General features: G+C 64.1%; 28 protein-coding genes. 21 read left to right on the top strand and 7 right to left on the bottom strand.

All coding sequences use genetic code 11. From position 1 onward, the window contains the following. The first annotated feature begins 10 nt into the window (after positions 1-10). From lpxD to V6E02_RS00380, 8 genes are all read left to right on the top strand, one after another. The gene (gene lpxD, locus V6E02_RS00415) at positions 11-1,063 is read left to right on the top strand and encodes a UDP-3-O-(3-hydroxymyristoyl)glucosamine N-acyltransferase (RefSeq protein WP_347306058.1); all 1,053 of its coding nucleotides are present in this window, start codon (positions 11-13) and stop codon (positions 1,061-1,063) included. 5 nt (positions 1,064-1,068) lie between these two features. Further along, positions 1,069-1,506 (top strand): 3-hydroxyacyl-ACP dehydratase FabZ, encoded by a 438-nt coding sequence (gene fabZ / locus V6E02_RS00410; protein WP_347307074.1) that lies wholly within the window; start codon positions 1,069-1,071, stop codon positions 1,504-1,506. Beyond that, entirely contained in the window at positions 1,503-2,276 is a 774-nt protein-coding gene (lpxA, locus tag V6E02_RS00405; RefSeq protein ID WP_347306057.1) for an acyl-ACP--UDP-N-acetylglucosamine O-acyltransferase, read from the top strand. The genes fabZ and lpxA overlap by 4 nt, the downstream gene beginning before the upstream one ends. Positions 2,277-2,292: 16 nt before the next feature. Next, on the top strand, positions 2,293-3,447 hold the full coding sequence (gene lpxB / locus V6E02_RS00400; protein WP_347306055.1) for a lipid-A-disaccharide synthase: 1,155 nt from the start codon (positions 2,293-2,295) through the stop codon (positions 3,445-3,447). Further along, positions 3,440-4,039, top strand: coding sequence for a ribonuclease HII (rnhB, locus tag V6E02_RS00395; protein ID WP_347306053.1), 600 nt, complete (start codon positions 3,440-3,442; stop codon positions 4,037-4,039). The genes lpxB and rnhB overlap by 8 nt, the downstream gene beginning before the upstream one ends. Before the next feature lie 158 nt (positions 4,040-4,197). Next, positions 4,198-5,058, top strand: a complete 861-nt coding sequence (gene motA, locus V6E02_RS00390) for a flagellar motor stator protein MotA (protein WP_347306051.1) — start codon at positions 4,198-4,200, stop codon at positions 5,056-5,058. Between the two features lie 6 nt (positions 5,059-5,064). Beyond that, complete coding sequence (gene motB, locus V6E02_RS00385) at positions 5,065-6,000, top strand: flagellar motor protein MotB (RefSeq protein WP_347306049.1); 936 nt, start codon at positions 5,065-5,067, stop codon at positions 5,998-6,000. A 37-nt stretch (positions 6,001-6,037) separates the two neighbouring features. Next, positions 6,038-6,748 (top strand): class I SAM-dependent methyltransferase, encoded by a 711-nt coding sequence (locus V6E02_RS00380; protein WP_347306047.1) that lies wholly within the window; start codon positions 6,038-6,040, stop codon positions 6,746-6,748. On the opposite strand, the gene senB is transcribed toward V6E02_RS00380, so the two are convergent. After that, on the bottom strand, positions 6,730-7,698 hold the full coding sequence (gene senB / locus V6E02_RS00375) for a selenoneine biosynthesis selenosugar synthase SenB (RefSeq protein WP_347306045.1): 969 nt from the start codon (positions 7,696-7,698) through the stop codon (positions 6,730-6,732). The genes V6E02_RS00380 and senB overlap by 19 nt on opposite strands. Before the next feature lie 480 nt (positions 7,699-8,178). Between senB and V6E02_RS00370 the strand changes: the two genes are divergently transcribed. Together V6E02_RS00370 and V6E02_RS00365 are read left to right on the top strand one after the other, a co-directional pair. Then, positions 8,179-9,099, top strand: a complete 921-nt coding sequence (locus V6E02_RS00370; protein ID WP_347306043.1) for a pentapeptide repeat-containing protein — start codon at positions 8,179-8,181, stop codon at positions 9,097-9,099. Then, positions 9,087-9,884 (top strand): TrmH family RNA methyltransferase, encoded by a 798-nt coding sequence (locus tag V6E02_RS00365; protein WP_347306041.1) that lies wholly within the window; start codon positions 9,087-9,089, stop codon positions 9,882-9,884. The genes V6E02_RS00370 and V6E02_RS00365 overlap by 13 nt, the downstream gene beginning before the upstream one ends. On the opposite strand, the gene ppsR is transcribed toward V6E02_RS00365, so the two are convergent. Next, the gene (ppsR, locus tag V6E02_RS00360; protein ID WP_347306039.1) at positions 9,867-10,682 is read right to left on the bottom strand and encodes a posphoenolpyruvate synthetase regulatory kinase/phosphorylase PpsR; all 816 of its coding nucleotides are present in this window, start codon (positions 10,680-10,682) and stop codon (positions 9,867-9,869) included. The genes V6E02_RS00365 and ppsR overlap by 18 nt on opposite strands. A 29-nt stretch (positions 10,683-10,711) precedes the next feature. Between ppsR and ppsA the strand changes: the two genes are divergently transcribed. Beyond that, complete coding sequence (ppsA, locus tag V6E02_RS00355; protein WP_347306037.1) at positions 10,712-13,078, top strand: phosphoenolpyruvate synthase; 2,367 nt, start codon at positions 10,712-10,714, stop codon at positions 13,076-13,078. Here the strand turns inward: ppsA and feoB are convergent. Both feoB and V6E02_RS00345 read right to left on the bottom strand, forming a co-directional pair. After that, positions 13,072-14,859, bottom strand: coding sequence for a ferrous iron transport protein B (gene feoB, locus V6E02_RS00350; protein ID WP_347306035.1), 1,788 nt, complete (start codon positions 14,857-14,859; stop codon positions 13,072-13,074). The two genes, ppsA and feoB, sit on opposite strands and share 7 nt — an antisense overlap. 2 nt (positions 14,860-14,861) lie before the next feature. After that, positions 14,862-15,089 (bottom strand): FeoA family protein, encoded by a 228-nt coding sequence (locus V6E02_RS00345; protein WP_347306033.1) that lies wholly within the window; start codon positions 15,087-15,089, stop codon positions 14,862-14,864. Positions 15,090-15,310: 221 nt separating this feature from the next. Here V6E02_RS00345 and pyrG point away from each other — a divergent pair, with 221 nt between their 5' ends. The 4 genes from pyrG to ftsB all read left to right on the top strand — a co-directional run bounded on the left by pyrG (position 15,311) and on the right by ftsB (position 19,502). Then, positions 15,311-16,957 (top strand): CTP synthase, encoded by a 1,647-nt coding sequence (gene pyrG, locus V6E02_RS00340; RefSeq protein WP_347306031.1) that lies wholly within the window; start codon positions 15,311-15,313, stop codon positions 16,955-16,957. Next, positions 16,954-17,796 carry a 3-deoxy-8-phosphooctulonate synthase gene (gene kdsA, locus V6E02_RS00335; RefSeq protein WP_347306029.1) on the top strand — a complete coding sequence of 281 codons (843 nt, stop codon included), beginning with the start codon at positions 16,954-16,956 and terminating at the stop codon, positions 17,794-17,796. Before pyrG ends, kdsA begins: the two co-directional genes overlap by 4 nt. 82 nt (positions 17,797-17,878) lie before the next feature. Then, positions 17,879-19,162, top strand: a complete 1,284-nt coding sequence (gene eno / locus V6E02_RS00330; protein ID WP_347306027.1) for a phosphopyruvate hydratase — start codon at positions 17,879-17,881, stop codon at positions 19,160-19,162. Between the two features lie 34 nt (positions 19,163-19,196). Beyond that, positions 19,197-19,502: a cell division protein FtsB gene (ftsB, locus tag V6E02_RS00325; RefSeq protein WP_347306025.1), complete on the top strand. Its 306-nt coding sequence runs from the start codon at positions 19,197-19,199 to the stop codon at positions 19,500-19,502. A 43-nt stretch (positions 19,503-19,545) separates the two neighbouring features. Here the strand turns inward: ftsB and V6E02_RS00320 are convergent, their stop codons facing one another. Both V6E02_RS00320 and ygfZ read right to left on the bottom strand, forming a co-directional pair. After that, complete coding sequence (locus V6E02_RS00320) at positions 19,546-19,827, bottom strand: DUF4936 family protein (RefSeq protein WP_347306023.1); 282 nt, start codon at positions 19,825-19,827, stop codon at positions 19,546-19,548. A 14-nt stretch (positions 19,828-19,841) separates the two neighbouring features. Next, a complete protein-coding gene (gene ygfZ / locus V6E02_RS00315; protein ID WP_347306021.1) occupies positions 19,842-20,879 on the bottom strand; it encodes a CAF17-like 4Fe-4S cluster assembly/insertion protein YgfZ in 1,038 nt (345 codons plus the stop codon). A 117-nt stretch (positions 20,880-20,996) separates the two neighbouring features. On the opposite strand from ygfZ, the gene sdhC reads away from it, so the two are divergent. Genes sdhC through V6E02_RS00285 form a run of 6 tightly spaced genes read left to right on the top strand, consistent with a single transcriptional unit; the run spans position 20,997 to position 24,882 of the window. Next, a complete protein-coding gene (sdhC, locus tag V6E02_RS00310) occupies positions 20,997-21,362 on the top strand; it encodes a succinate dehydrogenase, cytochrome b556 subunit (RefSeq protein WP_347306019.1) in 366 nt (121 codons plus the stop codon). Further along, entirely contained in the window at positions 21,356-21,706 is a 351-nt protein-coding gene (sdhD, locus tag V6E02_RS00305) for a succinate dehydrogenase, hydrophobic membrane anchor protein (RefSeq protein WP_347306017.1), read from the top strand. The genes sdhC and sdhD overlap by 7 nt, the downstream gene beginning before the upstream one ends. Next, complete coding sequence (gene sdhA, locus V6E02_RS00300; RefSeq protein WP_347306015.1) at positions 21,703-23,466, top strand: succinate dehydrogenase flavoprotein subunit; 1,764 nt, start codon at positions 21,703-21,705, stop codon at positions 23,464-23,466. The genes sdhD and sdhA overlap by 4 nt, the downstream gene beginning before the upstream one ends. Continuing rightward, positions 23,466-24,167: a succinate dehydrogenase iron-sulfur subunit gene (locus tag V6E02_RS00295; protein WP_347306013.1), complete on the top strand. Its 702-nt coding sequence runs from the start codon at positions 23,466-23,468 to the stop codon at positions 24,165-24,167. The genes sdhA and V6E02_RS00295 overlap by 1 nt, the downstream gene beginning before the upstream one ends. Continuing rightward, positions 24,164-24,415, top strand: coding sequence for an FAD assembly factor SdhE (locus tag V6E02_RS00290; RefSeq protein WP_347306011.1), 252 nt, complete (start codon positions 24,164-24,166; stop codon positions 24,413-24,415). The genes V6E02_RS00295 and V6E02_RS00290 overlap by 4 nt, the downstream gene beginning before the upstream one ends. After that, positions 24,409-24,882: a protein YgfX gene (locus V6E02_RS00285; RefSeq protein WP_347306009.1), complete on the top strand. Its 474-nt coding sequence runs from the start codon at positions 24,409-24,411 to the stop codon at positions 24,880-24,882. Before V6E02_RS00290 ends, V6E02_RS00285 begins: the two co-directional genes overlap by 7 nt. Before the next feature lie 10 nt (positions 24,883-24,892). On the opposite strand, the gene nadB is transcribed toward V6E02_RS00285, so the two are convergent. After that, positions 24,893-26,476 (bottom strand): L-aspartate oxidase, encoded by a 1,584-nt coding sequence (nadB, locus tag V6E02_RS00280; RefSeq protein WP_347306007.1) that lies wholly within the window; start codon positions 26,474-26,476, stop codon positions 24,893-24,895. Positions 26,477-26,574 lie beyond the last annotated feature (98 nt).

The following is a 26,574-nucleotide window of genomic DNA, read 5'->3' as shown; positions in this document are numbered from 1 at the left end:
CGTTGCGATCATGCCCGATGCGTCCCCCGGCTTCAGTCTCGCCGAAATCGCCCAACGTCTCGGTGGCGAGGTGGTGGGGGATGGCGCGGTGCGCATTCGGGAAATCGCCACCCTGGCTCAGGCGGGGCCGGAGGCGCTCAGTTTTCTCACCAACCCCAAGTACCGCGCGCAACTGGCCACCACGAAAGCCGCGGCGGTGATCGTCGGGCCACGCGACCGGGACGCCACAGGCCTGCCGCGCATCGTCGTGGCCAACCCCTACGCCTATTTGGCACGGGCACTCGCCCTCTTCAACCCGCCACCGGCCCTCGCGCCGGGCATCCATTCCAGCGCCGTGGTGGAAGATGGCGCCCAAGTGGATGCCAGCGCCGCCATCGGCCCTCTAACACATGTTGCCCGCGGCGCGCGCATCGGCGCACGCTGCCGGATCGGTGCCGGCTGTCATGTGGGGGAGGGTGTGGTGCTGGGCGAGGACTGTGTGCTCCATGCCGGCGTCACCATCTATCACGGCTGTATTCTCGGCAGGCGGGTGATCGTGCATGCCGGCGCGGTGATCGGTGCCGATGGTTTCGGTTTTGCGCCGGAAGACGGACACTGGGTGAAGATTCCGCAAATCGGCCGAGTGGTGATCGGGGACGACGTGGAAATCGGCGCCAACACGACCATCGACCGCGGTGCCCTGGATGACACGGTGATCGAAGAGGGTGTCAAGCTCGACAACCTAATCCAGATCGCTCACAACGTGCGCATCGGTGCCCACACCGTGATGGCCGCCTGCGTGGGTGTGGCGGGCAGCACCACCATCGGCCGCCACTGCATGGTGGGTGGCGCGGCGGGGATCATCGGCCATCTGACCATTGCGGACAACGTGACCATCGCCGTGGGCAGCTTCGTCACCAAGTCCATCACCGAGCCCGGCAGCACCTATACCGGCGTGTGGTCGGCACAGCCGCACCGCGAGTGGATGCGCATGCAGGCGCGGCTACGTCAGGTCGAGGAGATGGCGCAGCGCATCCGTGCATTGGAACAGCGAATTCAGGAACTGGAAAGGAAACAGCCGTGAGTGCCATGGACATCAACGAGATCATGAAATATCTGCCCCATCGCTATCCCTTCCTGATGCTGGATCGCGTGGACCAGATCGAGCCCGGCAAAAGAATCGTGGCGGTGAAGAACGTCAGTGTGAATGAGCCCTTTTTCCAGGGCCACTTTCCCAACCGGCCGGTGTTTCCAGGCGTACTGATCGTGGAAGCCATGGCCCAGGCGGCCGCCATTCTCTCTTTCAAGAGCGAGAACACGACCCCGGATGCCGACTCCGTGTATTACTTCGTAGGCATCGACGGTGCCCGCTTCAAGCGGCCGGTTGGGCCTGGCGATACGCTCCTGCTGGAAGTGGAATTCCTGCGCGCCATCAAGGGGATCTGGAAGTTTGCGGGCAAGGCGCGCGTGGGAGATACCGTCGCTGCCGAGGCCGAACTCATGTGCACGGTGCGCAAGGTCGTATGATCCATCGCACCGCTATCGTTCATCCCGGTGCCCGTCTCGGTGCGAACGTCGAGATCGGCGCCTATGCCGTGGTGGGCGAACACGTGGAAATCGGCGACGGCACCCGCATCGGGGCGCATGCCGTGATCACCGGTCATACCCGCATCGGGCGCGACAACCGTATCTTCCAGTTCGCCTCCATCGGCGAGATTCCCCAAGACAAGAAATACGGAGGTGAACCCACACGCCTGGAAATTGGCGACCGCAATACCATCCGCGAGTTCACCACCCTCAACGTGGGTACGGTCCAGGGTGGTGGCGTCACACGCATCGGCAGTGACAATTGGATCATGGCCTACGTGCACATCGCCCATGACTGCATCGTCGGCAACCACACCATCTTCGCCAACTGCACCAATCTCGCTGGCCATGTGGAGGTGGATGATTACGCTATCCTGGGCGGCTTCACTGGGGTGCACCAGTTCTGCAAGATCGGCGCGCATGTCATGACGGCGGTGAACACCACGGTCTTCAAAGACATCCCGCCCTATGTCACGGCGGCGGGTAGCGATGGTGCCAAGCCGCACGGACTCAACACCGAAGGATTGCGCCGGCGCGGCTTCTCGCCCGAGACGCTGACGGCCCTAAAGCAGGCTTACAAGACACTCTACCGCGCCGGCCTCACCCTGGAAGAGGCCAAAGCAGCGCTTGCCCGTCAAGCCGAGGCAGAGCCGGCGGTCAGGCTGCTGGTGGACTTTCTTGCCCGCTCCACGCGCGGCATCATCCGCTAATCCCGGCGCGCGGCCCATGGAGCAGGTGCGCATCGGCATCGTGGCGGGAGAAGCGTCCGGCGATCTGCTGGGCAGCCATCTAGTCACCGCCCTCAAGTCCCGGCTGCCCGGCGCGCACTTCGAAGGCATCGGCGGCCCAAAGATGATCGCAGCTGGCGTACGATCTCTGTTTTCCCTGGAAACCTTGGCGGTGCGTGGCTACGTGGAAGCCCTCAGGAATCTGCCCGCCATCCTGCGCATCCGACGCCGTCTGCGCCGGCATTTCCTCGCTAACCGGCCGCATCTCTTCATCGGGGTGGATGCGCCCGATTTCAATCTAGGGCTGGCGCGCGTCCTCAAGGCCGCAGGCATTCCGACCTTCCAGTACGTCGGCCCCTCGGTGTGGGCCTGGCGCGCGGGGCGCCTGCGCAAAATTCGGCGGGCGGTCTCCCACATGCTGCTATTGTTTCCCTTTGAGCCGCCCATCTACGAAGCGGCGGGCATTCCTGCCACCTATGTCGGTCATCCCTTGGCGGACTTACTGCCCCTCGTGCCCGATCGGGCAGCGGCCCGTGAGGCTCTGCGGCTGCCGCCGGAAGGAGAAATCGTGGCCCTCCTGCCGGGCAGCCGGCAAAGCGAACTGGCGTTGATGGCCGACCTCTTCGTCAAGACCGCACAGGCGATCCTGCGCCTGCGGCCCGGTGTGTCTTTCCTGGTCCCACTGGTCACGCGCGAGACACGGGATCGCTTCGAGGCCGCCCTTTATGCCCAACAGGCCCAGGATCTCCCGCTACGCATGCTGTTCGGTCACGCCCACGCTGCGATGACCGCAGCCAACGCAGTGCTTGTGGCGTCCGGTACGGCAACCCTGGAGGCAGCATTGGTGAAACGTCCCATGGTGATCACCTACCGCGTGCCCACGCTCACCTATCGTCTCATGTGGCCGCGGCGCTATCTGCCCTACGTGGGGCTGCCCAACGTCCTCGCGGGTCGGTTCGTGGTACCCGAGCTGCTACAGAATGACGCCACGCCGGAAAATCTCGCCCAGGCGGTATGCAACCTGCTTGCCCATTCCCGCTTCAGCGCGGGGCTGGAGGCAGAGTTTTTGCGCATGCACGAGCTGATGCGTCGCTCCAATGCAGAGCAGGTAGCGGCCACCATCGCCACCTTCCTGGAAGGGCAGCGTGGCTGAACGGCTGCTGGTATGCGGCGTGGACGAGGCGGGCAGGGGACCCCTGGCGGGACCTGTCTATGCCGCGGCGGTCATTCTCGATCCCAGACGTCCCCTCGCGGGGCTCAAGGATTCCAAGAAACTCACGCCGGCGCGCCGCGAGTCCCTCTATCGCGACATCACTCGCCATGCCCTGGCTTGGGCCGTCGCCCGCGCCGAGGCCTGGGAAATCGATCGCCTCGACATCCTGCAGGCAAGCCTGTTGGCCATGCAGCGGGCATTGGCCTGCCTGCCCGTGGCGCCCACCCACGTGCGCGTGGACGGCAATCGCGCGCCCGTGCTGCCAGCGGGGTTTGCCGCCTGCGTGGAAACCATCGTCGCAGGGGATGACACGGTAGCCGAGATCTCCGCCGCCTCCATCCTGGCCAAGGTCGCGCGCGACCGGGCGTTGGCACATCTGGACCGTCTCTATCCGGTCTATGGATTCGCACGGCACAAGGGCTATCCCACCAAAGATCATCTGCAAGCATTGCGCCGTCACGGCGCCTGTCCGGAACACCGCAGAAGCTTCGCACCGGTAGCGCGTGTGCTCGCCGCCAGTGGCAAGTGTTGAGGAGGCGTCTGACTCGCGCGGCGCGGGCCGCACGCTTTTGCAAGGCGACCCTAAAGATCGCAGTATTCATGCCGTAGTTGTCTTTAGGCAGTCCGTGCCTAGCCGCACGGTTGATCCCGACAAGCTGCCGCCTCTTCGTTCGCTATAGAGACTGGCTCATGTTCGTCATCATCGGCTACATCGTCGTCCTCGGCTCCGTGCTGGGCGGCTTCATCCTCTCCGGCGGTCACATCGCCGCGCTGCTGCAACCCCTGGAACTCCTCATGATCGGTGGGGCCGCCGTCGGTGCCTTCGTGGTGGCCAATGGCGGCAAGCCCATGAAGGCCACCCTCAAGGCCCTGCCCCAACTGTTCAAGGGTTCCAAGTACAACAAGGCGTTGTACATGGATCTTTTGTCCATGCTCTACGAGGTGCTGGCCAAGGTGCGCAAGGAAGGCCTGATGTCCATCGAGAGCGACGTGGAGTCGCCCCAGGAGAGTCCACTGTTCTCTAAATACCCAGCCATCCTGGCTGACCACCATGTGATGGACTTCATCACGGACTACCTTCGCCTCATGGTGAGCGGCAGTCTCAACGCCTTCGAAATCGAAAACCTCATGGACAACGAGATCGAAACCCATCATCACGAAGGAGAGGTGCCCATCAATGCCTTGACCAAGCTGGGAGATGCCATGCCTGCCTTCGGTATCGTCGCCGCCGTGATGGGGGTGGTGCACACCATGGAATCGGTGGGCCTGCCACCCTCCGAGCTAGGCATGCTGATCGCCCACGCCCTGGTGGGAACTTTCCTCGGTATCCTGCTCGCCTATGGTTTCGTCGGGCCACTGGCCACACGCCTGGAGCACAGCCTCGCGGAACAAACCAAGTTCCTGGAGTGCATCAAGGTCACCCTGCTCGCTAGCCTTAATGGCTATGCGCCGCAGATGGCGGTGGAATTCGGGCGCAAAGTGCTCTACTCCACCGAACGGCCCAGCTTCAGCGAGCTGGAGGAAGAAGTGAAGAGCCGCAAAGGCAAGTGACGCGCCATGAGTGACGATTCCCAACGTCCCATCATCGTCAAGCGGATCAAGAAGGCCGCCCATGGCCACCATGGGGGTGCGTGGAAAATCGCCTATGCGGACTTCGTCACCGCCATGATGGCCTTCTTCCTCCTCATGTGGCTGCTGGGTTCCACCACCAAGGCCCAACGCGAGGGTATCGCCGAATACTTCAAGGCGCCCCTCAAGATTTCCCTATCCGGTGGCAGTGGGGCGGGGGATGCCTCATCCGTGATCAAAGGTGGCGGCACCGATGTATCACGCAAAACCGGCCAGGTGGAAAAGACCGACACGCCCCAGAAGAAGAAAACCGTGAACCTGGAGGCCGCGCGTGCCGAGCAGGAACGGTTGGAGCGCCAGCAGTTGGAGAAACTCAAGGACAAGCTGGAAAAACTCATCGACAGCAATCCCGCCCTCAAGCCGTTCAAGAAGCAGCTGTTGATCGACATCACCAGCGAGGGCTTGCGCATCCAAATCGTGGACGAGAAGAACCGCCCGATGTTCAAGGTGGGCAGCGCAGTGCTGGAACCTTACGCGCGGGCGATCCTGAGCGAGATTGCCAAGGTATTGAACGACGTACCCAATACCATCAGCTTGTCGGGCCATACCGACGCCACGCCCTACTCGGGTGGCGAGCGGGGCTACAGCAACTGGGAGTTGTCGGCCGACCGCGCCAATGCCTCGCGCCGGGAACTGGTGAACGGTGGCATCAACGAAGGCAAGATCCTGCGCGTGGTGGGTCTGGGTTCGGCGGTGCCCTTTGACAAGGACGATCCCTTCAATCCCATCAACCGTCGCATCAGCATCATCGTCATGAACAAGCGCACGGAACAGGCGGTGCGCAGCGATGGCGGCAAACTCGAGCTGTCGGCCGAGGCCCTGAAGGCCAATCCGGATGCGGCCATCCCTCCCGCCCGCCCCTAAACCGACACGGCTCGGGAACGGGCCACGGCACTGGCCGGTGGCGCTGCGGGCTGCCTTGGCTCAGCTGGGGGCGGGTCTGGCGGTGGCCACCCTGGCTTTCTTCTTTGCCTTACCCGCCGCAGCTTGGTTTCTGCTCCACAGTCTCGGCGCGACCACGTTCGCCGCCGCCTTGCGCTTGCCCTGGTGGTGGCTGCCCATCCAGTTTGGCTTCGTCCCTGCACTGCTATTGGTGGCCTCGCTGGAGATCGCGCCCGCGTGGTTTCTGGCCGCATTCTTGCTGCTGAGCCTGATCTATTGGAGCACCTGGCGCAGCCGCGTGCCCCTTTACCTGTCGGGGCAGCCTGTGTGGCAGGCCATCGAAGCGCACCTGCCGGTCTCCGGGCGGGTGCTGGATCTAGGCGCGGGTCTAGGCGGGCCGCTCCTGTATCTCGCGCGTCGCCGCCCGGATCTGCAATTCGAAGGCATCGAGGCGGCGCCGCTGCCCTGGCTGGCGAGCTGTATGCGCGCCTGGGGCTTAGCCAATCTGCGACTGCGCTGGGGTTCCTTTTGGCGCCTTCCTCTTGAGTCTTACGACCTGGTGTTCGCTTACCTCTCGCCGGCGGCCATGCCACAGCTGTGGCAGAAGGTGCGTGCCGAAATGCGCCCCGGCAGCCTTTTCATCAGCGTGGAATTTCCGGTGCCCGGGGTGGCCGCGGACCAAATCATCGAAACCGGTGGCCGGCAACGCCTCTACCTGTGGCGTTTCTGAGCGCGGCGGCGGGCCGAGTCGATGACCCGTGCAAGCGCCCGTCGCTCACGCGCCGGCGTCATGCGTCTGGCACGTCGCTGGCACTGGGCGGCCAGCGATGCGAGGAAGGCCGGGTTCGATTCCGCCCGGCCAAGAAGCATCGCCAAAGTCCGTTCGTCGCCCACTGGAAAATAACCGGCGTAATCGCGTCCGAGCATGCCCACGTTGCCGGGCACCTGCGAAGCCAGTACCGGCAGCCCCACTGCCAGCGCCTCTGCGATCACGTTCGCGCCTCCTTCCATGCGGGAACTCACCACCAGCAGGCGGCTTTGCCGCATGATGGCGCGCACCTGGCGCCGATCCACTTCCCCCAGCCAGTGATAGCGAGGCAGGCTGGCATTCAGGTAGCGTGCCTGCGTTTCGTGGGCGCCATCCAGCGCCCGGCCAAGATGCCGTACTTGGATGCGCGAGGTGGGGGGCAGATGGCAGAGAGCCTGGGCGCAGCGGAAAGGGTCCTTTTCCTCACGCAGGTGACCCACCACACAGACGGTAAAGTCTCGATCAGGCGGCAGCGGTTGCCCGGCAGGCGCGGACTGATACACCACGCTGGTCTTGCGCCGCCACCGGCCCGAAAGAGCGCGGCGGCCCTCCTCCTGGAGCACCACCACCCGGCTGGCCATGTCCAGGGAGCGGCGCGCGGCCGCGTCGTGGGGGAGATCGCGGTAGAGATCGGTACCCGTGAGCACGACCACCAGCGGACGCGTCGGATGGCGGAAGTGGAAACGGTGGATGGAGCGGCGGGAACGGCGCGCATGGAGCGCGATCAGCAAATCCGCCGGCTGGCCCTCCCAGCGCGTGGCGATCCATACCTGGTGCCCCAGTTGGCGCAGCAAGCGTGCCCAGCGCAAGGCCGTCTGGCGGTTGCCAGTGCGCTGGCGCGGGCCGGCGGGGGTGACGATGACGATTCTCATGGCGTGCGGATCGATCGGGCTCGGGTGGCGCCAGTGGCGTTTGCCTCAAGGCCAACCAGTCACCGCGGCGGATGGCCACGTAATGAGCTGCCGCCAGGATGACGCTTCTACCGTCATTCCCACCGAGCAAAACGAGAGCCGGCATCCAGGACCCCGCCCGCGCCTTGGCGAGGTTGGTCTGGATTCCCGCTTGCGCGGGAAGGGCGCCTTCGTCGCCATTCCGGGTGCCGCTGGCGACCCATAACCCAGGAACCGGTGGAGCTGCGGCCACAGCGACCTGGCCGCTTGCACGGGAATGACGGTCCAGGCGGAGCCCATCACCTACTTTCGTCAACCTCGACAAGGGACATCCTGGGTTAAACCCAGACTATCCATTTGTCCTGCAGTTCATGGGGCATGCGCCGGTCTAATGGATGATCTGGGTTAAACTCCGTGCGTGCGGTCGCCACTATACCCAATCTTCCTTGCATTATGCACGTCATGCCGGACATGAAGTTGCAAAGCCTCTGGTACCTGCGGCGGCAGGGTCGGGTGAGTGGGCCTTTTCCGGAAAGGTGGCTCCGGCGTGATCTCCTGTTGGGTCGCCTGCGGCCGGAGGACGAGATCAGCCTGGACCGACTCGCCTGGATTCCCCTTGGACAGCGCACAGATTGGCTCGGCGCGGAATCTGCACGGCCGCCCACGGATTTGCCGGAATGGCAGGAGGAAAGACGGCGGGCGCGGCTGCGCTGGTTGGACGAACGGCGTCTACCCGACCGGCGCACCCGCCAGCCGCGACCGTTTCCTGACGCAGGGGAAAAACGCAGCCGCCGTGAACGGCGCGCACCGGAGCGTGCCGAGCTCAAGCTGCTGCGCCAGCGCCACGCGGAACTGGAACAGGAACTCGCCGCCCGCCGCGAGCGCTTCCTGGGCATGGGATTGCTGCTCGTCTTGCTGGCGGCGCTGGTGATTTGGGCCGCGGCCCGGTTCGCTCCGGTGCGTCCCATCGAGGTACATCTCGGGCGCGCCACATCCGATTGCCGCGCGCCTGCCGGGCCCCAGGTCAATTGGGCCGGCTGCGACCGCAACGGTGCCTGGCTGCGCGGCGTGGATCTTTCCAGCGCCATGCTCGCGGGTGCCCATCTTAATAGCGCCAACCTGAGTCTTGCCCGGCTGGCCTACGCCAACCTGGGTGGAGCCGACCTGAGCTATGCCAATCTGGAAGGCGCCACCTTGCAGGCCGCTAGCCTCCAGGGCGCGAACCTGGCCTACGCGAGCCTTAAGCATGCCGATCTCACCCGCGCCGATCTGCGCGGCGCTCGTCTTGAGGCCGTGGATCTCACGGATGCGCGTCTCGGTCTGGCCTTGTGGAGCGATGGTCGCATCTGTCTGCCCGAGTCGGTGGGCGTGTGTCTGCCGTGAGCGCGCCGGTGCGTATCAGCTCAGCCGACAATCCGCTGGTGCGCAGCGTGCGCAAGCTTTTGACCTCGGCGCGCGAGCGCCGCCGTCAGCGGCGGACCGTGCTGGATGGCTGGCACCTGCTGGAAGCATTTCGTGCCGCCGGCGGCGTGCCGGAACGGGTGCTCCTCGCGGCGCGGCTAAAAGACACTGTTGCCACGCATGCTTTACTTGCGGGACTGGATGCGCGGCGCATCGCCCTTCTCGACGATGCCTTGTTGGATGCGCTTGCGCCGGTGGATACGCCCAGCGGCGTGCTCACGCTGATTGCGATTCCGACGGCGCCTCGCCGTGAGGTGCGGCTCGCCTTGTTGCTGGAAGACATCCAAGATCCGGGCAACCTCGGATCCATGCTGCGGAGCGCGGCGGCCGCCGCGGCCGACGCCGTGTATTTGTCCAAGGGTTGTGCCGATGCCTGGTCACCGCGCGCCCTGCGCGGCGGCATGGGCGCACAGTTCGCGCTGGCGCTTTACGAAGACGCCGATCTCGTGGCGGTGGCACGGGCATTTCCAGGGGAGGTGATCGCCACCAGTCTCGCCGCCCGCGCCTCTCTTTACGATCTCGATCTGCGTGGCCGCGTCGCCTTCGCCTTCGGCAACGAGGGCGCGGGCTTGAGCGCGGAGCTGCTCGCCGCGGCCCGGTGCTGCGTGCGCATCCCCATGCCAGGCGGCATCGAATCCCTCAACGCGGCTGCGGCCGCAGCCGTCTGTCTGTTCGAAAGGGTGCGCCAGTTACAAGCGCGGCCGTAGGCCCTGCCGGTGCACGAGGCTGGAGGCGATTTCTTCCACCGACATGTTGGTGGAATCGAGATAGGGAATGTCCAGGCGGCGGAACAATGCCTCTGCCGCCTGCACCTCGCGCTGACAGGTGGCGAGCGCCGCATAGCTGCTGCCGGGACGTCGCTCCTCGCGGATCTGGTGCAGACGTTCCGGCCGGATGGATAGGCCAAACAGCTTCGCCCGAACCACATCCAGCGCACTAGGTAGCCGTCCCCGCTCGAAATCCTCCGCAGTGAGTGGGACATTGGCTGCATATAGCCCATACTGCAGCGCGAGATAGAGACAGGTGGGTGTCTTGCCGCAGCGCGAGACACCGATCAACACCACATCCGCCTGGTGCAGACGCTGTCCCAGACCGTCATCGTGGGCCAGGGCGAAATTGACCGCGTCGATGCGGCTGCCGTAGGCACCGCCCACCCCATGCAGCCGACCCACTGCACCCGCGGGAGGCGTACCCAACTCAGCCTGCAACGGGGGTAGGAAGCGATCGAACACATCCATCACCAGGGCGGGGGCACGCGCCAAGCGGTCGCGTAGTGCCGGGTCGGCCAGGGAACTGATTACAACGGGACGCACGCCATCTTCCGCCGCCGCGGCGGTGATACGTGCCAGCGCCGCCTCCACCTTGCTGGCGTCGTCCACGAAGGGTAGCGTCTCGCGCACAAACTCAATATGATCAAACTGACTGAGCAGACCACGGCCAAGTGTTTCCACGGTGATCCCGGTGTGGTCGGAAACGAAAAACACGCGGCGTACAGACATGGACATGTGCCCGCCGTTGCCAACGAGGCCCCTCTATGAGCGAACCATCTTACATCATTTGGTTTGAAGAACTCTCCATGCACGACGTGGACCGGGTAGGGGGCAAGAACGCCTCCTTGGGCGAGATGATTCGTTCCCTGTCCCATCTGGGCGTGCGCGTGCCCGGCGGCTTTGCCACCACGGCTCAGGCCTTTCGTGACTATCTCGCCCACAATGGCCTGACCGATCGCATCACGCAAGCCCTCGAGCGCCTGGACGTGGCCGACGTAGTGGCCCTCGCCGAAACCGGTCGTCAGATCCGTGCCTGGGTGAAGGAAGGGCGCTATCCGCCCCGACTGGAGCAGGAGATTGCCGAGGCATGGCGGAAAATGGCCGCGGCGACTCCCGGCGAGCTGTCCGTCGCCGTGCGTTCTTCCGCCACCGCCGAGGATCTGCCGGATGCCTCCTTCGCCGGCCAGCAGGAGACGCTGCTCAATGTGGTGGGCCTAGCCAATGTGCTAAAGGCCGTGCAGGAAGTATTTGCTTCGCTCTACAACGACAGGGCAATCGCCTATCGCGTGCACCATGGCTTCACCCATGCCCAGGTGGCCCTGTCGGCGGGGATTCAGCGGATGGTGCGCAGTGATCTCGCCGCGAGCGGTGTGATGTTCACTCTCGACACCGAGTCTGGCTTTTCCGACGTGGTGTTCATCACCGGTTCCTGGGGGCTGGGCGAAATGGTCGTGCAGGGTGCCGTCAACCCGGACGAGTTCTATGTGCACAAGCCCATGCTCGCCCAGGGGAAAACCGCCATCGTCCGCCGCGCGCTGGGCGCCAAGGCCCGGCGTATGGTGTACGGCGAAGGTGGGCAGGGCACGCGTATCGAAGACGTGCCGGAAGCAGACCGTCGTCGTTTCTGCCTCACGGACGACGAAGTGCGGGCGCTGGCGCGCATGGCAGTGGTGATCGAAAACCACTATGGTCGGCCGATGGACATCGAATGGGCCAAGGACGGCCTGAGTCAGGAGCTGTTCATCGTCCAGGCGCGACCGGAAACGGTAAAGTCGCGCGCATCGCGGGACGTGCTGCGGCAATACCGTCTGAAAGGGCATGGTCGCGTGTTGGTGACCGGACGCGCCATCGGCAACCGCATCGGTGCCGGACCGGTGCGGCGCGTGTTGTCAGCCGCGGAAATGCATCGTGTGCAGCCGGGCGACGTGCTGGTGACCGACATGACCGACCCCGACTGGGAACCGGTGATGAAACGCGCGGCGGCCATCGTCACCAATCGCGGCGGGCGCACCTGCCACGCCGCCATCGTCGCCCGCGAGCTCGGCATTCCCGCAGTGGTGGGCACGGGCGATGCCACCGAGAAGCTGACGGAAGATCAGCCAGTCACCGTTTCCTGCGCCGAAGGCGACACTGGCAAAGTCTATGAAGGGCTGATAGAAGCGGAAGTGCGCGAGCTCAGTCTGGACACGCTGCCGGAGCCGCCGGTGAAGATCATGCTGAACGTGGGCAACCCGGAACGCGCCTTCGATTTCGCGCAACTTCCCAACCATGGCGTGGGTCTGGCGCGTCTGGAGTTCATCATCAACCGCATGATCGGCGTGCACCCGCGCGCCGTCCTCGACTATCCCGCCCTGCCGGACGTTCTCAAAAAAACCGTAGCAACGCAGGCCGCGGGCTATGCCGATCCGGTGACATTCTACGTGGAGCGTCTCGCGGAAGGTGTAGCCACCATCGCTGCCGCCTTCTGGCCCAAGCCGGTGATTGTGCGCCTGTCGGATTTCAAGTCCAATGAGTATGCCAATCTGATCGGCGGCGAACGTTACGAGCCGCGCGAGGAAAATCCCATGCTGGGTTTGCGCGGGGCCGCCCGCTATGTCTCCCCCATCTTCCGCGACTGCTTTGCGTTGGAATGCCGCGCTCTGAAGAAAGTGCGCCAGGAAATGGGCTACACCAATGTGGAGCTCATGATTCCCTTCGTGCGCACGGTGGAGGAAGGGCAGGCGGTGGTGAGTCTGCTGGCGGAGCAAGGGTTGGTGCGGGGCGAGCAAGGACTGCGGGTGGTCATGATGTGCGAGATCCCTTCCAACGTAATCCTCGCGGCAGAATTTCTCCAACACTTCGATGGCTTTTCCATCGGCTCCAACGATCTCACCCAGCTCACCCTGGGCATCGACCGCGATTCGGCCCTGGTAGCCGCCTCCTTCGACGAACGCAACCCGGCGGTGAAGACGCTGCTCGCCCAGGCCATTGCCGCCTGCCGCCAGGCAGGAAAATACGTGGGCATCTGCGGGCAAGGCCCGTCAGACCATCCGGATTTGGCGCAGTGGTTGGTCGAGCAAGGCATCGAGAGCCTCTCCCTCAATCCGGACACGGTGGTGGAAACCTGGCTTGCCCTGGCGCGGCCTCAGTAACCCAGCCAGCGCACTGTCTGGTAGAAGGCGAAACTAAGTAGCCAGGCCAGCAGCAGGGACCAGCCTACCGTGGCCAAGGTGAAGCGCCAGTCGCGCGATTCGCTGCGCAGCGTGGCGATGGTGGACAGACACGGCGTGTAGACCAGGGTGAACAGCATGAAGCTAAAGGCCTGGGCCCAGGTCAGATGCTGCGCCATGTGTTGGGTGAGGGCCGTTCCCTCCAGGCCGTAGATCACTGCTAGCGAGCCCACCACGATCTCCTTGGCCACGAAGCCGAAGATGAGGGCGATGGCGAGCTGACCGTCGATTCCCACCGGATCGAGTACTGGGGCCAGCAGGCGGCCAATTTGGCCCGCCCAGGTGGCGCTGCTGCCGGGCGCTGCGCCCGGCGGCAAATGGGTGAGCAACCAGACCATCACCACGCCAGCGACGATGAACTTGCTGGCCCGACGCAGGAAGTGGCGCACCTCTTGCCAGCCGCGTAGCACCATCTGGCGCAGAGTAGGAAAGCGGTAGGGCGGCAGTTCCAGCACGAACGGCTCATGACTGCGAAAGCGTCCCTTGAACAACAATGCCGTGAGCATGGCGCTGGCAAAGCTCAGAAGATACAGGCTCATCAATACCAAGGGTGCCGTCTTCGCTGAAAACAGGGCCGCGGTGATGAACAGGAACACTTGCAGCCGCGCCGAGCACAGAGAGAAGGGGATCACCAGCATGGTGAGCAGGCGTAGGGCGCGGGCGCGCATCACCCGTGTACCCATGATGGCGGGCACGTTGCAGCCGAAGCCCATGAGCAGCATCACGAAGCTGCGCCCATCCAGACCCAGGCGCGACATGAGGGCATCCATGAGAAACGCCGCCCGGGAAAGATAGCCCGTGTCCTCGACGATGGCCATGAACAGAAAGAACAGCACGATGATGGGAACGAAGGTGGCGACCGTGCCCACGCCATTGTAGACGCCATCGATCAGCAAGCCGGACAGCCACGCCGGCGCACCGGCGAGAACGGGCGTCAACACGGCTTGGTTGAAAGCGGCAAGCAGCCAGGCCACGCCGTCCTGCAGCGGCTTGCCCAGGGTGAAGATGGCCTGGAACAGGCCGTACATCACCGCGAAAAAGATCGGCAGCCCCAGTACCGGGTGCAGCAGGATGCGATCCAAGCGCGTGGTGAGATCGTCGTCAAGCTGTGGCGGAATGTGTACCGCCTTGGCCAATACACGCTCCATCTGCTGTTCGATGGATGTCTCCTCCGCCAGCATCTGCCGCAGGTTTTCCAGCTGCACGGGTCGGCTTTGCGCCAGCCGTTGGCGTATGGTCTCTACCGCTGCTTGAAAACCCTGGCCGTGCTTGGCCGACATAAGCGCCACCGGCATGTTGAGCTCCGCCGCCATGCGCCGGGTGTCGATGGTCACGCCATACTTGGCTGCCTCATCGGCCATGTTGAGCAGAAGTACCGCAGGCAGACCCAATTGTTTCACTTGCAAAGCGAGGGCGAGCTGACGGTCGAGCTGGGTGGCGTTGAGGAGGATCACCACTAGGTCCACCAGGTTGTGTTCCAGGAAATGGCGGACGACCAGCTCGTCGTCGGAGAAGCCGTGCAAATCGTAGATGCCGGGTAGATCCACCACCTCGACCATGTGGCCGCCAAGCAGCACTTTGGCGCCCAACAGATCCACGGTGACGCCGGGCCAGTTGCCGACGCGGGCGGAGGCGCCGGTGAGGCGATTGAAGAACGTGGACTTGCCCGTGTTCGGCATGCCCAATAGGGCAATGCGCTTCACGCTCAAGTCCGCGCGATGTCGATGTGACGGGCTTCGCGTGGGCGCAGCATGACATCGGTGCTGCCCACGCGCACCTGCAGCGGTCCCTTGCAGCAGGCACGGCGGATGAGAGCGATGCGGCGGCCGACACGTAGCCCCATGGCCGCGAGGCGCGCGTTTAGGGCTTCGTCGAAATGCAACCCGGTGATGATCGCGGTCTCGCCGGGTTTGAGGCTAGCCAAGGTGTCCATGAGGGCATTCTTATTTACAAATGAGAATTGTTACTAATTCTGCCAGCCGCCGTGGGGATTGGCAAGTCCTCCGGCGCGGTGGCCTGTGCCCACGCGGCTGCCTTCAACCCAGAGAATGGATAATCTAGGTTGAACCGCGCAGGGCGCGCGCCCTGCCAAGTTTTTTTGGCCGCGGGGGGCTTTTGCGGTATGATGGACTCCCGTCTGTTTCAGCCTTTTCCATGACCAAATTCATCTACATCACAGGCGGGGTTGTTTCGTCTCTTGGCAAGGGCATCGCCGCCGCGTCTCTCGGCGCCATCCTCGAATCTCGCGGCATCAAGCTCACCATGCTCAAGCTGGATCCCTACATCAACGTCGATCCCGGCACCATGAGCCCATTCCAGCACGGTGAGGTGTTCGTCACCGAGGATGGAGCGGAAACCGATCTCGACCTGGGCCACTACGAGCGCTTCATCAACCGCAAGATGACCAAGCGCAACAACTTCACCACCGGTCAGATCTACGAAAGCGTGATCCGCAAAGAACGGCGCGGCGACTATCTGGGTGGCACGGTGCAGGTCATCCCCCACATCACCGACGAGATCAAGCATTTCATCCGCCTCGGCGCGGGCGATGCAGAAGTGGCGGTGGTGGAGATCGGCGGCACCGTGGGCGACATCGAGTCCCTGCCGTTTCTCGAAGCCATCCGTCAGATGGCGATCGAGGTGGGGCGGGACAATGCCTGTTTCATCCATCTCACGCTGGTGCCCTACATTGCCTCAGCTGGCGAGATCAAGACCAAGCCTACTCAGCACTCCGTGAAGGAACTGCGCGAGATCGGCATCCAGCCGGACGTGCTGCTGTGCCGCGCCGACCGCCCCCTGCCGGAGGATGAGCGGCGCAAGATCGCGCTGTTTACCAACGTGCCGGAAGAGGCGGTGATTTCCGCCATCGACGTGGACAGCATCTACAAGATCCCGCGTATCCTGCATGACCAACACCTGGATGACATCGTCTGCCGCAAGCTGGCCTTGAATCCGCCGCCGGCGGATCTCAGCGTGTGGGACGAACTGGTCTATGCCCTGGAACATCCCCAGCATGAAGTGGACATTGCCCTGGTGGGCAAGTACGTGGATCTCACCGAGTCCTACAAGTCCCTCTCCGAGGCGCTGGTCCACGCTGGCATCCATACCCGCAGTCGGGTGCGCATCCACTACATCGACTCGGAGAAGCTGGAAGGCGGCGATCTCGCCATTCTGGCAAACATGGATGCGATCCTCGTCCCGGGTGGCTTTGGCAAGCGCGGGGTGGAAGGCAAGATTAATGCCATCCGCTACGCGCGCGAGAACAAGATCCCCTATCTTGGCATTTGCCTCGGCATGCAGCTTGCGGTGATCGAATTCGCGCGCCACGTGGCCGGCATGGCCGGCGCCCACAGCACCGAGTTCGATCCCGACACACCTTATCCCGTGGTGGCCCTGATCACTGAGTGGCGCGACCGCTCCGGGAAATTGTTGCAACGTTCCGCCATGTCCGACCTGGGGGGCACCATGCGGCTAGGCGGCCAGGAATGCCGCCTCGTACCGGGCAGCCGCGGACATGCCGCGTATGGCAAGGATCTCATTGTGGAGCGCCATCGCCACCGCTACGAGGTGAACAACACGCTGCTTGCGCAGCTGGAGCAGGCGGGCTTGCGCGTGAGCGGCCGTTCCACCGGCGAAGAGCACTTGTGCGAAATGATCGAACTACCCGATCATCCCTGGTTCGTCGCGGTACAGTTCCATCCGGAGTTCACCTCCACCCCGCGCCACGGCCATCCGCTGTTTTCCGCCTTCATCCGCGCTGCCCTCACCCAGCGCGCCCAAGCCCGGAAAGATCTCCCATGAAACTCTGCGGTTTCGACGTCGGTCTGGAACACCCGCTGTTCCTGATCGCCGGCCCCTGTGTCATCGAGTCGCGCCAGTTGGCGCTGGATACCGCAGGCACCCTCAAGGAGATCTGCGCCGAACTAGGCGTGCCTTTCATCTACAAGTCTTCCTACGACAAGGCTAACCGCAGCTCCGGCGCGTCCTTCCGCGGCCTGGGCATGGCGCAGGGCCTCAAGATCCTGGAGGAGGTGCGCAGCCAGATCGGGGTGCCGGTCCTCACGGATGTACACACGGAAGCGGAAATTCCCGATGTGGCAGCGGTGGTGGACGTACTGCAGACGCCAGCCTTCCTTTGTCGCCAGACGGATTTCATCCAGGCCGTGGCCGCCACCGGCAAGCCGGTCAACATCAAGAAAGGGCAGTTCCTTGCGCCCTGGGACATGAAGAACGTGGTGCAGAAGGCCAAGGCGGCCAATGGTGGCGCCGACACCATCTTGGTATGCGAGCGAGGCGTCTCCTTTGGCTACAACACACTGATCTCGGACATGCGTGGCCTAGCCGTGATGCGCGAGACGGGCTGTCCGGTGGTGTTCGACGCCACCCACTCGGTGCAGCAGCCGGGCGGGCAGGGCACGAAAAGCGGCGGGCAGCGGGAATTCGTGCCGGTGCTGGCGCGTGCCGCGGTTGCATCGGGTGTGGCGGGTGTGTTCATGGAGACCCACCCGGAGCCGGAGCGCGCATTGTCGGACGGCCCCAATGCCTGGCCGCTACCGCGCATGAAGGAATTGCTATCCACGCTAAAGGAGCTGGACGCGCTAGTGAAGCGCACTGGTTTCATCGAGAGTGAGTTTATGTAACGCATGAAACGCGGAGGGCGCGGGCAGTCCTGCGTGGGCTGCGCGAGCTCTGCGCGGAAACCATCAGTCAAGGAAAAGACAAATGAGTGCAATCGTCGATGTCATCGCCCGCGAAATTCTCGACTCCCGCGGTAATCCCACCGTGGAAGCGGATGTTCTACTGGAATCCGGCGTGATCGGGCGCGCCGCTGTGCCTTCTGGAGCCTCCACCGGTAGCAAGGAAGCCATCGAGCTGCGCGACGGCGATGCCCAGCGCTATGGCGGCAAGGGCGTGCTGAAGGCCGTCGAGAATGTCAACACGGAGATCTGCGAGGCCATCATCGGCCTCGATGCCGAGGAACAAACCTTCATCGATCGCACCCTGATCGAGCTGGACGGCACGGAGAACAAAGGCCGGTTGGGTGCCAATGCCATCCTCGCCGTGTCCCTCGCGGTAGCCAAGGCGGCAGCGGAAGAGTCGGGGCTGTCCCTCTACCGTTACCTGGGCGGCGCCGGCGCCATGGCGCTGCCGGTGCCGATGATGAACATCATCAACGGTGGCGCCCACGCCAACAACAGCGTGGACATGCAGGAATTCATGATCATCCCGGTCGGCGCACCCAGCTTCCGCGATGCCGTGCGCTACGGCGCCGAGGTGTTCCATGCGCTGAAGAAATTGCTAGAACATCGCGGCCACGTCACCACGGTGGGGGACGAAGGTGGCTTCGCGCCGAATCTAGAGAGCAACGAGGCGGCGCTCAAGCTCATCGTCGAGGCGATCGAGGCAGCGGGCTACCTGCCGGGTGCCGACGTGGCCATCGGTCTGGATTGCGCCAGTTCCGAGTTCTACCAAGATGGTAAATATGTGCTCGCCTCGGAAGGCCGTTCCATGACCTCGGCAGAGTTCGCCGATCACCTGGCAGGGTGGGTGGATCGCTACCCCATCATCAGCATCGAGGATGGCATGAGCGAGCACGACTGGGCCGGCTGGAAACTGCTCACCGAGCGTCTCGGGCGGCGCATCCAGCTGGTGGGCGATGACGTATTCGTCACCAATAGCCGGATCCTCAAGGAGGGCATCGCCCAGGGCATCGCCAATTCGGTCCTGATCAAGATCAACCAGATCGGCACCCTGACCGAGACCTTCCAGTGCATCGAAACCGCCAAGCGAGCGCGCTATACTGCCGTGGTCTCTCACCGCTCGGGTGAAACCGAGGATACGACCATCGCCGACATCGCCGTGGCCACCAATGCCCTGCAGATCAAGACCGGGTCGCTCTCTCGCAGTGAGCGCATCGCCAAGTACAACCAGCTTTTGCGCATCGAGGAGGAGCTGGGCGACAATGCCACCTATGCGGGGCGCGAGGCCTTCCATCAACTCGGCTGACACCACTGCCGGCGCCGTGCGGGAGGCATGAGCCGTGCGCTGGCTCACCCTGATCCTCGCCCTGCTCATCCTGGCTCTGCAGTATCCCCTTTGGCTGGGCAAGGGTAGCTGGCTCAAGGTATGGGAAGTGGATCAGGCGCTCAAGAAGCAGCTTGCCGAGAACGAGCGGCTCAAGAGCCGGAATGCCTCGCTCGAGGCCGAGGTGACAGATCTCAAGACGGGCTACGAGGCGATCGAAGAGCGGGCGCGCAGCGAGCTGGGCATGGTGCGTCGGGATGAAATCTTCTTCCAGGTGATTGATGAGCCGGGGGCCGCGCCAGCCCCTGGTGCCCCGCCGTAGGCCGCTCCGTCAGGCGCGGCGGCGGCTTCGTCGCGCTAAGCGGCTAGATCGATTCCTGGAAACACTCGACGCGCCGCGTCGAACCGGGTTGCAGGAAGCGCGCAAATTCCAGCCGCTGTGCGATTGCCGCCAGCGACGCTTCCAGCCAGTCACCCGGCACGTCCGCATAGACTTCCAGCCACAACGCCGGCTCGTCGCGTTTCTTCAGCAGCCGACCCTGCACCCCCGTCTTGGCCGCGATCTCGAACAGGAGCTGGTCCACGGCGGCGATGGCTTCTGCCTCGCGGCGAAGATCGACGCGGTAGTACACGTAGTAGTGGAACATGGACACCCGCGCCCTCAGGCCGAAATGGGGTAGGGTAACTTGAGCAGGTGCAGCACCGGTCCGTCCAAGCTCTTCCAGTGGATGGGCTCGCTGGCGGCGCTCGAGGTTTGGATCACGGCCAGCAAATCGTAACCGCCCTCCGGGGCGGGCGCCGCATTGACCACCATGCCGCTGGCCTGCTCCTGCATGTCGGCGCTGTAGAGTGGGTCGCCCGGCATGGGCGCCTGCTCGCTGTCGAGATGGGCGAGATACATGCGTCGCTTGAGTTTACCCAGATACTGGGTGCGCGCCACGATCTCCTGTCCCGGGTAGCAGCCCTTCTTGAAATTCACGCCGCCCACCAGTTCGAAGTTGGCCATCTGGGGTACGAATTCTTCCTGGGTCTGCGGCAACACCACCGGGATGCCGGCGCGGATCAGATGCCAATCCCAGCGGCTACTCCCCACGGGACGGCAGTGCGCCGCGAGCGCCGTCCACAACTTTGGCGCCTGCTCAGGCGCGCACAACAGCTCGAAGCATTCGCCCGCTAGACGCAGCACGCTGCCAGCCGTCGTGGCGAGCAGCTCGTGCGCCGCACCGGGCACGCTTTCAAACTGCGCTTCGACAATCTGCGCCGCACCCGGGCCTGCCACGCCCAGCCGCACCCACTCATCACTCGCATCACTGATTTTCACCCTGGCGCGCAGGACGAACATGGACAGACGCTTCTGGACGGGCTCGCGCAGGCTTGTCGGCAACTGCATGAGGTAGCCATCGGCATCGTCCTTCCATAGCAGGAACGTCGCCAACATGCGTCCTTTGGGCGTGCAGTAGGCGGCCCACTGACTGTTGCGCCCGTTGAGCAGGCGCACATCGTTGGAAAGCTGCCCCTGCAGAAATGTCTGGGCATCCTCACCTGTAAAGCGGATCAGCGCGAAATGCGAGAGATCGGCTAAAATGGGCTCGCTTCCCGAGCGGCGGATGTCCTCCGCCGGCTCGCCGAAATGCACCACTTGCCCATTCTCGATGAACGCGCCGCGGGATTGGAGAAACTGCTGCCAGTCGCTGTTCATGTCTTATGCCCGTGGAAATGTCGAAGAAAACTCACGCCGAACGAAGGGGAAAACCACGTTGCCATGCGCCCCGGCGTTGGCGAAACATAATGGTGCGGCACTCGTTTTGCAAGCCTGATGCATAAGCCCCGGCCGGTCTATCTCGACCTCACAGGCATCCGTCAGCCGCTTTCGGCGGTGGTGTCCTTTTTGCATCGGATAAGCGGCGCGTTGCTGTTTGTGCTGCTGCCTTGCGTGCTCTACGTCTTCGAGCTTTCCCTCGCCGACGAAGCGAGTTTCGCCCGCATGGCCCAGCAACCACTGCTGCGCTTTGCCCTTGGCGGCGTGGCCCTGTTCTATGGCTACCATCTGCTCGCAGGTGTGCGTTTCCTGATTTTCGATCTGCATCGCCCCGGACTGTACCGCTATGCCCAGGTAAGCGCCCGGCTGGTGCTCCTGGGTGCCGTGCTGGTGGGCATGGCGGTGGTGAGCGCGCTATGGTGAAGCGCGGCGTAACTGGTGCCCGCTATGGCATCGTGGACTGGCTCGCCCAGCGGCTCACGGCGGTCGTGATGTTAGCTTACAGCGCATTCCTTGGCGTGCGTCTATGGCTTTCTCCCGAGCTGGATTTCGCCGCCTGGCGCGCCCTGTTTGCGCCCGTGTGGATGCGTCATGCCACGCTGCTGTTCATGGTGGCGCTCTGCTGGCATGCCTGGGTCGGCATGCGCGACATCTACATGGATTACCTGCGGTCCACGGGCCTACGGCTGGCCGCCCATGCTCTGACCATCCTGTTGCTGCTGGCGTACCTTCTGTGGGCTGCCGGCATCCTTTGGGGGCGGCCATGAAGCTCGCTAAGCGCACCTTCGACGCCCTGGTGGTGGGGGCTGGGGGCGGTGGCCTACGCGCAGCGTTGGCGCTGGCTGATGCCGATCTCAAGGTGGCAGTGGTGTCCAAGGTATTTCCCACCCGTTCCCACACCGTGGCGGCCCAGGGGGGCATCAACGCCGCTCTGGGCAATGTCACGCCGGACAACTGGTACTGGCACATGTACGATACGGTGAAGGGCTCCGATTATCTGGGAGACCAGGACGCCATCGAGTTCATGTGCCGCGCCGCGGCGCAGACGGTTTACGAGCTGGAACACTATGGGTTGCCTTTCTCGCGCCTAGCGGACGGACGCATCTATCAACGTCCCTTCGGCGGCCAGTCCACCGAGCTGGGGCGCGCTCAAGCCACACGCACCTGCGCGGCGGCGGATCGCACCGGCCATGCCCTGCTGCACACGCTGTATCAGCAGAATATCCGCGCGCGCACCCATTTCTTCGATGAGTATTTCGCCCTCGACCTCATCAAGGACGACGCTGGCTACGTACTGGGCGTGCTCGCGCTGGAAATCGAAAGCGGCGAGCCGTTGCTGATCGAGGCGCGTGCCACGCTACTTGCCACCGGTGGCGCGGCGCGCATCTTCCGCACTTCCACCAACGCCCTCATCAATACCGGCGATGGCTTAGGCATGGCGCTGCGCGCGGGCATTCCCCTGCAGGACATGGAATTCTTCCAGTTTCATCCCACCGGCATCGCCGGCGTGGGCTGCCTGATTTCCGAGGCGGCGCGCGGGGAGGGAGGGTATCTGGTCAACAACCGCGGCGAGCGCTTCATGGAGCGCTATGCGCCCCAGGCAAAGGATCTCGCCAGCCGCGATGTGGTCAGCCGCGCCATCGTCAGCGAGATTCGTGAAGGACGCGGCTGCGGACCACAGGGCGAGTACGTGCTGCTCAAGCTCGACCATCTCGGCGCGGAACGCATCCAGCAACGCCTGCCGGGCGCACGCGAGCTGGCGCGCCGCTTCGCCCATGTGGATCCGGTGGAACGACCCATTCCCGTGTTCCCCACTGCGCACTATATGATGGGTGGCATTCCCACCAACCGTTTCGGCCAAGTGGTAGTGCCAACCGCCACCGGCCCGGAAGAGGCCGTGCCTGGGCTGTACGCAGTGGGCGAGTGTGCCTGTGTCTCCGTGCATGGCGCCAACCGGCTCGGTGGCAATTCCCTGCTGGACATCGTCGTGTTCGGCCGCGCCGCGGGGGCGCACATGCTGGAATACCTGCGCGAGAATCCTTATCCACGGCCCATCCCACCTGCGGCGACGGAACCCGCGCTGGAGCGCCTCGCACGCTGGGAACGCGGCCTGGGCGACGAACGCATTCCTGCCATCCGCGACGAAATGCAGCGGGTCATGGAACAGCGCTGCGGGGTGTTCCGCACCGCAGCCGAGTTGCAGGCAGGCATCGCCGAGATTCGCGCTTTGCGCGAACGTCTCCGTCATGCCAGGCTCACCGACCGCAGCCGTATCTTCAACACCGCGCGCATTGAGGCGCTGGAACTGGAAAACATGATGGAAGTCGCATTGGCCACCATTGTCTCCGCCGCCGCGCGCGAAGAGAGCCGCGGTGCGCATTCGCGTGTGGACTTTCCTAACCGCGATGATGATCGCTGGCTCAAGCACACGCTGTATTTTCTCGAAGGCAGCCGTCTGGATTACAAGCCGGTGCGCCTGAAACCGCTGACGGTGGAAGCCTTTCCACCCGTGGCGCGGAGTTACTGATGCCCGTTTACCTGTCCATCTACCGCTACGATCCGGAATCTGGGACCGAGCCGCGCATGCAGGACTATGTGCTGGACATGGTCCCGCAGGGCAAGATGCTGCTGGACGCCATCTTGGCCATCAAGGATCAGGATCCCACCCTCGCGCTGCGGCGCTCCTGCCGCGAGGGCGTGTGCGGTTCCGATGCCATGAACATCAACGGCCGCAACGGGCTCGCCTGCATCACGCCGCTGGCAGGGCTCAAGCAGCCCATCGAGTTGCGGCCATTGCCGGGACTGCCGGTGATACGCGACCTGGTGGTGGATCTCGAGCCTTTCTACCGCCAATACCGGGCAGTACGGCCTTGGCTCATCAACCGCGACCCCGAGCCGGAGATCGAACGCTTGCAAACCCCCGAGGAACGCGCCGCGCTGGAAGGTTTGCACGAGTGCATCTTGTGCGCCTGCTGTTCCACCGCCTGTCCTTCCTTCTGGTGGAATCCGGACAAGTTTCTCGGTCCGGCCGCGCTGCTTACGGCCTACCGCTTTCTCGCCGACAGCCGCGATCAGGCCGCCGATGCGCGCCTGGATCAGCTCGAAGATCCCTATCGACTGTTCCGCTGCCATAGCATCATGAACTGCATCGATGCCTGCCCCAAGGGCCTCAATCCCACGCTGGCCATCGGCCGCATCAAGGGTATGCTCACCAGGCGCACGATATGAGCGCATCGCCCACTACTAGTGAGCGGGAGCTGGCGCGGCTGCGCTGGCGTTGCCGACGCGGCATGCTGGAGTTGGATCTCGTGCTGCTGCGGTTCCTGGAAACAGCGTATCCTCGGCTCGACGCCGCCGGGCAGGCTGCCTTTCGCGCCCTGCTGGAACTGGAGGACGCGGTGCTCCTCGACCTACTCGCCGGCGGGCAGGCGGCCGCAGCCTGGCAGAACATCCTCGCGCTTCTCAAGCGATGTTGAGCCTCGTCATCCGGCCGGCGCCGCGCCTCATGCTCTTGCTTGCTCTGCTCTACGCAAGCGCGGGCCTGTGTGTCGTCGTCGTACCTTTGCCCCGTCCGCTGCAGCTTATGCTGCTGACCATGCTCCTTCTCGCCGCCGCGCACAGCATATGGCTACATGGCCTGGGCCGCCACCGGCGCGCCATCCAGAGGCTTGAGCTCGATGCGCAAGGCCAGCTATACGTCATCGATGGCACGGGCCAGCCCCAGCGTGCGCGCGTTTCGGCCGCTAGCTTCGTCACCCCCTGGCTTACAGTACTCGATTTTGCCACTGAACGCGGACGGCGCACGCTGCTGATCATGCCGGAGCGAGTGGACGCGGAAGCCTACCGCCGCTTGCGGGTGTGGCTGCGCTGGGGTTGGCGTGCCGAACCGAGCAACACCGTGGACCAGGATCTTGAGGTCACGACGTCCCGCCGCGAGCCCTGACCGTGTGGCCTCAGCCTGCTAGCAAGCGCGGCGAGAGCACGGTGTTTTCGGCGCGCGGCAGAGTGAACGGGTAGTCCCGGCTGAAATGCAAGCCACGGCTTTCGTGGCGGGCGAGGGCGCAACGCACGATCAGCTCGGCGGTCAGGACCAGGTTACGCAGTTCGATCAGGTCGTTGCTCACGCGGAAATTGCGGTAGTACTCCGCGATTTCCTCGGTGAGCAGGTTGATGCGGTTTAAGGCCCGCTTGAGGCGTTTGTCGGTACGCACGATGCCCACGTAGTCCCACATGAAGCGGCGCAACTCGTCCCAGTTGTGGGAGATGACGACTTCCTCGTCAGCGTCCGTCACCCGGCTTTCATCCCAGGCGGGCAAGGACGGGCGGGCGGGGCTTGCCTGGGCCAGGATGTCGTACGCGGCGGCGCGGCCTACCACCAGGCATTCCAATAGAGAGTTACTGGCAAGCCGGTTCGCGCCGTGCAGCCCAGTACAGGCTACCTCGCCCACGGCGTAGAGCCCTTCCACGTCGGTGCGGCCGTGCACGTCGGTGAGGATGCCACCGCAGCTGTAATGGGCCGCCGGCACTACCGGGATGGGCTCGCGCGTGATGTCGATGCCCAGTTCCAGGCAGCGCTGATAGATGGTGGGAAAGTGGCTCTTCAGGAAGTCCGCCGGCTTGTGGCTGATGTCGAGATAAACGCAGTCGAAGCCGTGTTTCTTCATCTCGAAATCGATGGCACGCGCCACGACGTCACGCGGGGCGAGTTCCGCGCGCGGATCGTGTTCGGGCATGAAGCGGGAGCCATCGGGACGCTTGAGCACACCGCCTTCCCCCCGCACCGCCTCGGTGATCAGGAAGGATTTGGCATGGGGATGGTAAAGACAGGTGGGATGGAACTGGATGAACTCCATGTTGGCCACGCGGCAGCCGGCACGCCAGCCCATGGCCACGCCGTCGCCAGTGGCCACGTCCGGGTTGGTGGTGTAGAGATAGACCTTGCCTAAACCGCCGGTCGCCAGGGCCGTGAAATCCGCCGCCAGAGTCTTTACCCGCCCCTCCTTCCTGTCCAGCACATAGAGGCCGTAACAGCGGTTTTCCTGCCGGCCGAGTTTGACCCCCGTGATGAGATCGATGGCGATGTGCTGCTCCAGCAGGGTCAGGTTGGGATGGGAACGGGCACGGCCGATCAGCGTGCTCTGCACTGCATGGCCGGTGGCATCGGCGGCATGCACGATGCGGCGGTGACTGTGGCCGCCTTCGCGGGTCAGATGCAGGCTCTGGCTGACCGGCTCCCGCGTGAAGGCTACGCCCTGATCCATTAGCCAGCGGATCATCTCCGGCCCCTGGCGCAGGATTTCACGCGTCACTGCCTCGTCACAAAGCCCGGCGCCGGCCAGCAGCGTATCCCGCACGTGCTCCTCAATGGAGTCCTCGCTCGAGAGCACGGCGGCGATGCCGCCCTGAGCCCAGTCGCTGGCGCTGTCCGACAGGGCGCGCTTCGTGATCACCGCAACCCGACGCGCATCGGCCAAATGCAAGGCTAGGGTCAGTCCCGCCAGCCCGCTGCCCACAATGATCACGTCGTAGTGCTCCACCCCGCAAGGTCCTCCAAGAAAGGGGCATCATAGCACGGGCCCTGTTGCCGCCCCGCCACAGGCCAAGCGGCCGGAGCTAAGCAAAGCCGGTGTGCTTG

Origin of the sequence: Thiobacter sp. AK1 (assembly GCF_039822265.1) — a bacterium.
GTDB lineage: Bacteria > Pseudomonadota > Gammaproteobacteria > Burkholderiales > Thiobacteraceae > Thiobacter > Thiobacter aerophilum.
The sequence above is the reverse complement of the archived record's forward strand: the minus strand, read 5'-3'. Positions and strand labels throughout refer to the sequence as shown.

Excerpts from the sequence above, each read along its gene's own strand:
- pyrG (WP_347306031.1), top strand. The coding sequence starts at position 15,311 with ATGACCAAATTCATCTACATCACAGGCGGGGTTGTTTCGTCTCTTGGC.
- fabZ (WP_347307074.1), top strand. The coding sequence starts at position 1,069 with ATGGACATCAACGAGATCATGAAATATCTGCCCCATCGCTATCCCTTC.
- V6E02_RS00295 (WP_347306013.1), top strand. The coding sequence starts at position 23,466 with ATGCCCGTTTACCTGTCCATCTACCGCTACGATCCGGAATCTGGGACC.
- sdhC (WP_347306019.1), top strand. The coding sequence starts at position 20,997 with ATGCATAAGCCCCGGCCGGTCTATCTCGACCTCACAGGCATCCGTCAG.
- V6E02_RS00290 (WP_347306011.1), top strand. The coding sequence starts at position 24,164 with ATGAGCGCATCGCCCACTACTAGTGAGCGGGAGCTGGCGCGGCTGCGC.
- sdhD (WP_347306017.1), top strand. The coding sequence starts at position 21,356 with ATGGTGAAGCGCGGCGTAACTGGTGCCCGCTATGGCATCGTGGACTGG.
- V6E02_RS00345 (WP_347306033.1), bottom strand. The coding sequence starts at position 15,089 with ATGGACACCTTGGCTAGCCTCAAACCCGGCGAGACCGCGATCATCACC.
- lpxD (WP_347306058.1), top strand. The coding sequence starts at position 11 with ATGCCCGATGCGTCCCCCGGCTTCAGTCTCGCCGAAATCGCCCAACGT.
- V6E02_RS00285 (WP_347306009.1), top strand. The coding sequence starts at position 24,409 with ATGTTGAGCCTCGTCATCCGGCCGGCGCCGCGCCTCATGCTCTTGCTT.
- ppsA (WP_347306037.1), top strand. The coding sequence starts at position 10,712 with ATGAGCGAACCATCTTACATCATTTGGTTTGAAGAACTCTCCATGCAC.
- sdhA (WP_347306015.1), top strand. The coding sequence starts at position 21,703 with ATGAAGCTCGCTAAGCGCACCTTCGACGCCCTGGTGGTGGGGGCTGGG.
- ppsR (WP_347306039.1), bottom strand. The coding sequence starts at position 10,682 with ATGTCCATGTCTGTACGCCGCGTGTTTTTCGTTTCCGACCACACCGGG.
- kdsA (WP_347306029.1), top strand. The coding sequence starts at position 16,954 with ATGAAACTCTGCGGTTTCGACGTCGGTCTGGAACACCCGCTGTTCCTG.
- V6E02_RS00370 (WP_347306043.1), top strand. The coding sequence starts at position 8,179 with ATGCCGGACATGAAGTTGCAAAGCCTCTGGTACCTGCGGCGGCAGGGT.
- lpxA (WP_347306057.1), top strand. The coding sequence starts at position 1,503 with ATGATCCATCGCACCGCTATCGTTCATCCCGGTGCCCGTCTCGGTGCG.
- lpxB (WP_347306055.1), top strand. The coding sequence starts at position 2,293 with ATGGAGCAGGTGCGCATCGGCATCGTGGCGGGAGAAGCGTCCGGCGAT.
- ygfZ (WP_347306021.1), bottom strand. The coding sequence starts at position 20,879 with ATGAACAGCGACTGGCAGCAGTTTCTCCAATCCCGCGGCGCGTTCATC.
- V6E02_RS00320 (WP_347306023.1), bottom strand. The coding sequence starts at position 19,827 with ATGTTCCACTACTACGTGTACTACCGCGTCGATCTTCGCCGCGAGGCA.
- motA (WP_347306051.1), top strand. The coding sequence starts at position 4,198 with ATGTTCGTCATCATCGGCTACATCGTCGTCCTCGGCTCCGTGCTGGGC.
- eno (WP_347306027.1), top strand. The coding sequence starts at position 17,879 with ATGAGTGCAATCGTCGATGTCATCGCCCGCGAAATTCTCGACTCCCGC.
- senB (WP_347306045.1), bottom strand. The coding sequence starts at position 7,698 with ATGAGAATCGTCATCGTCACCCCCGCCGGCCCGCGCCAGCGCACTGGC.
- motB (WP_347306049.1), top strand. The coding sequence starts at position 5,065 with ATGAGTGACGATTCCCAACGTCCCATCATCGTCAAGCGGATCAAGAAG.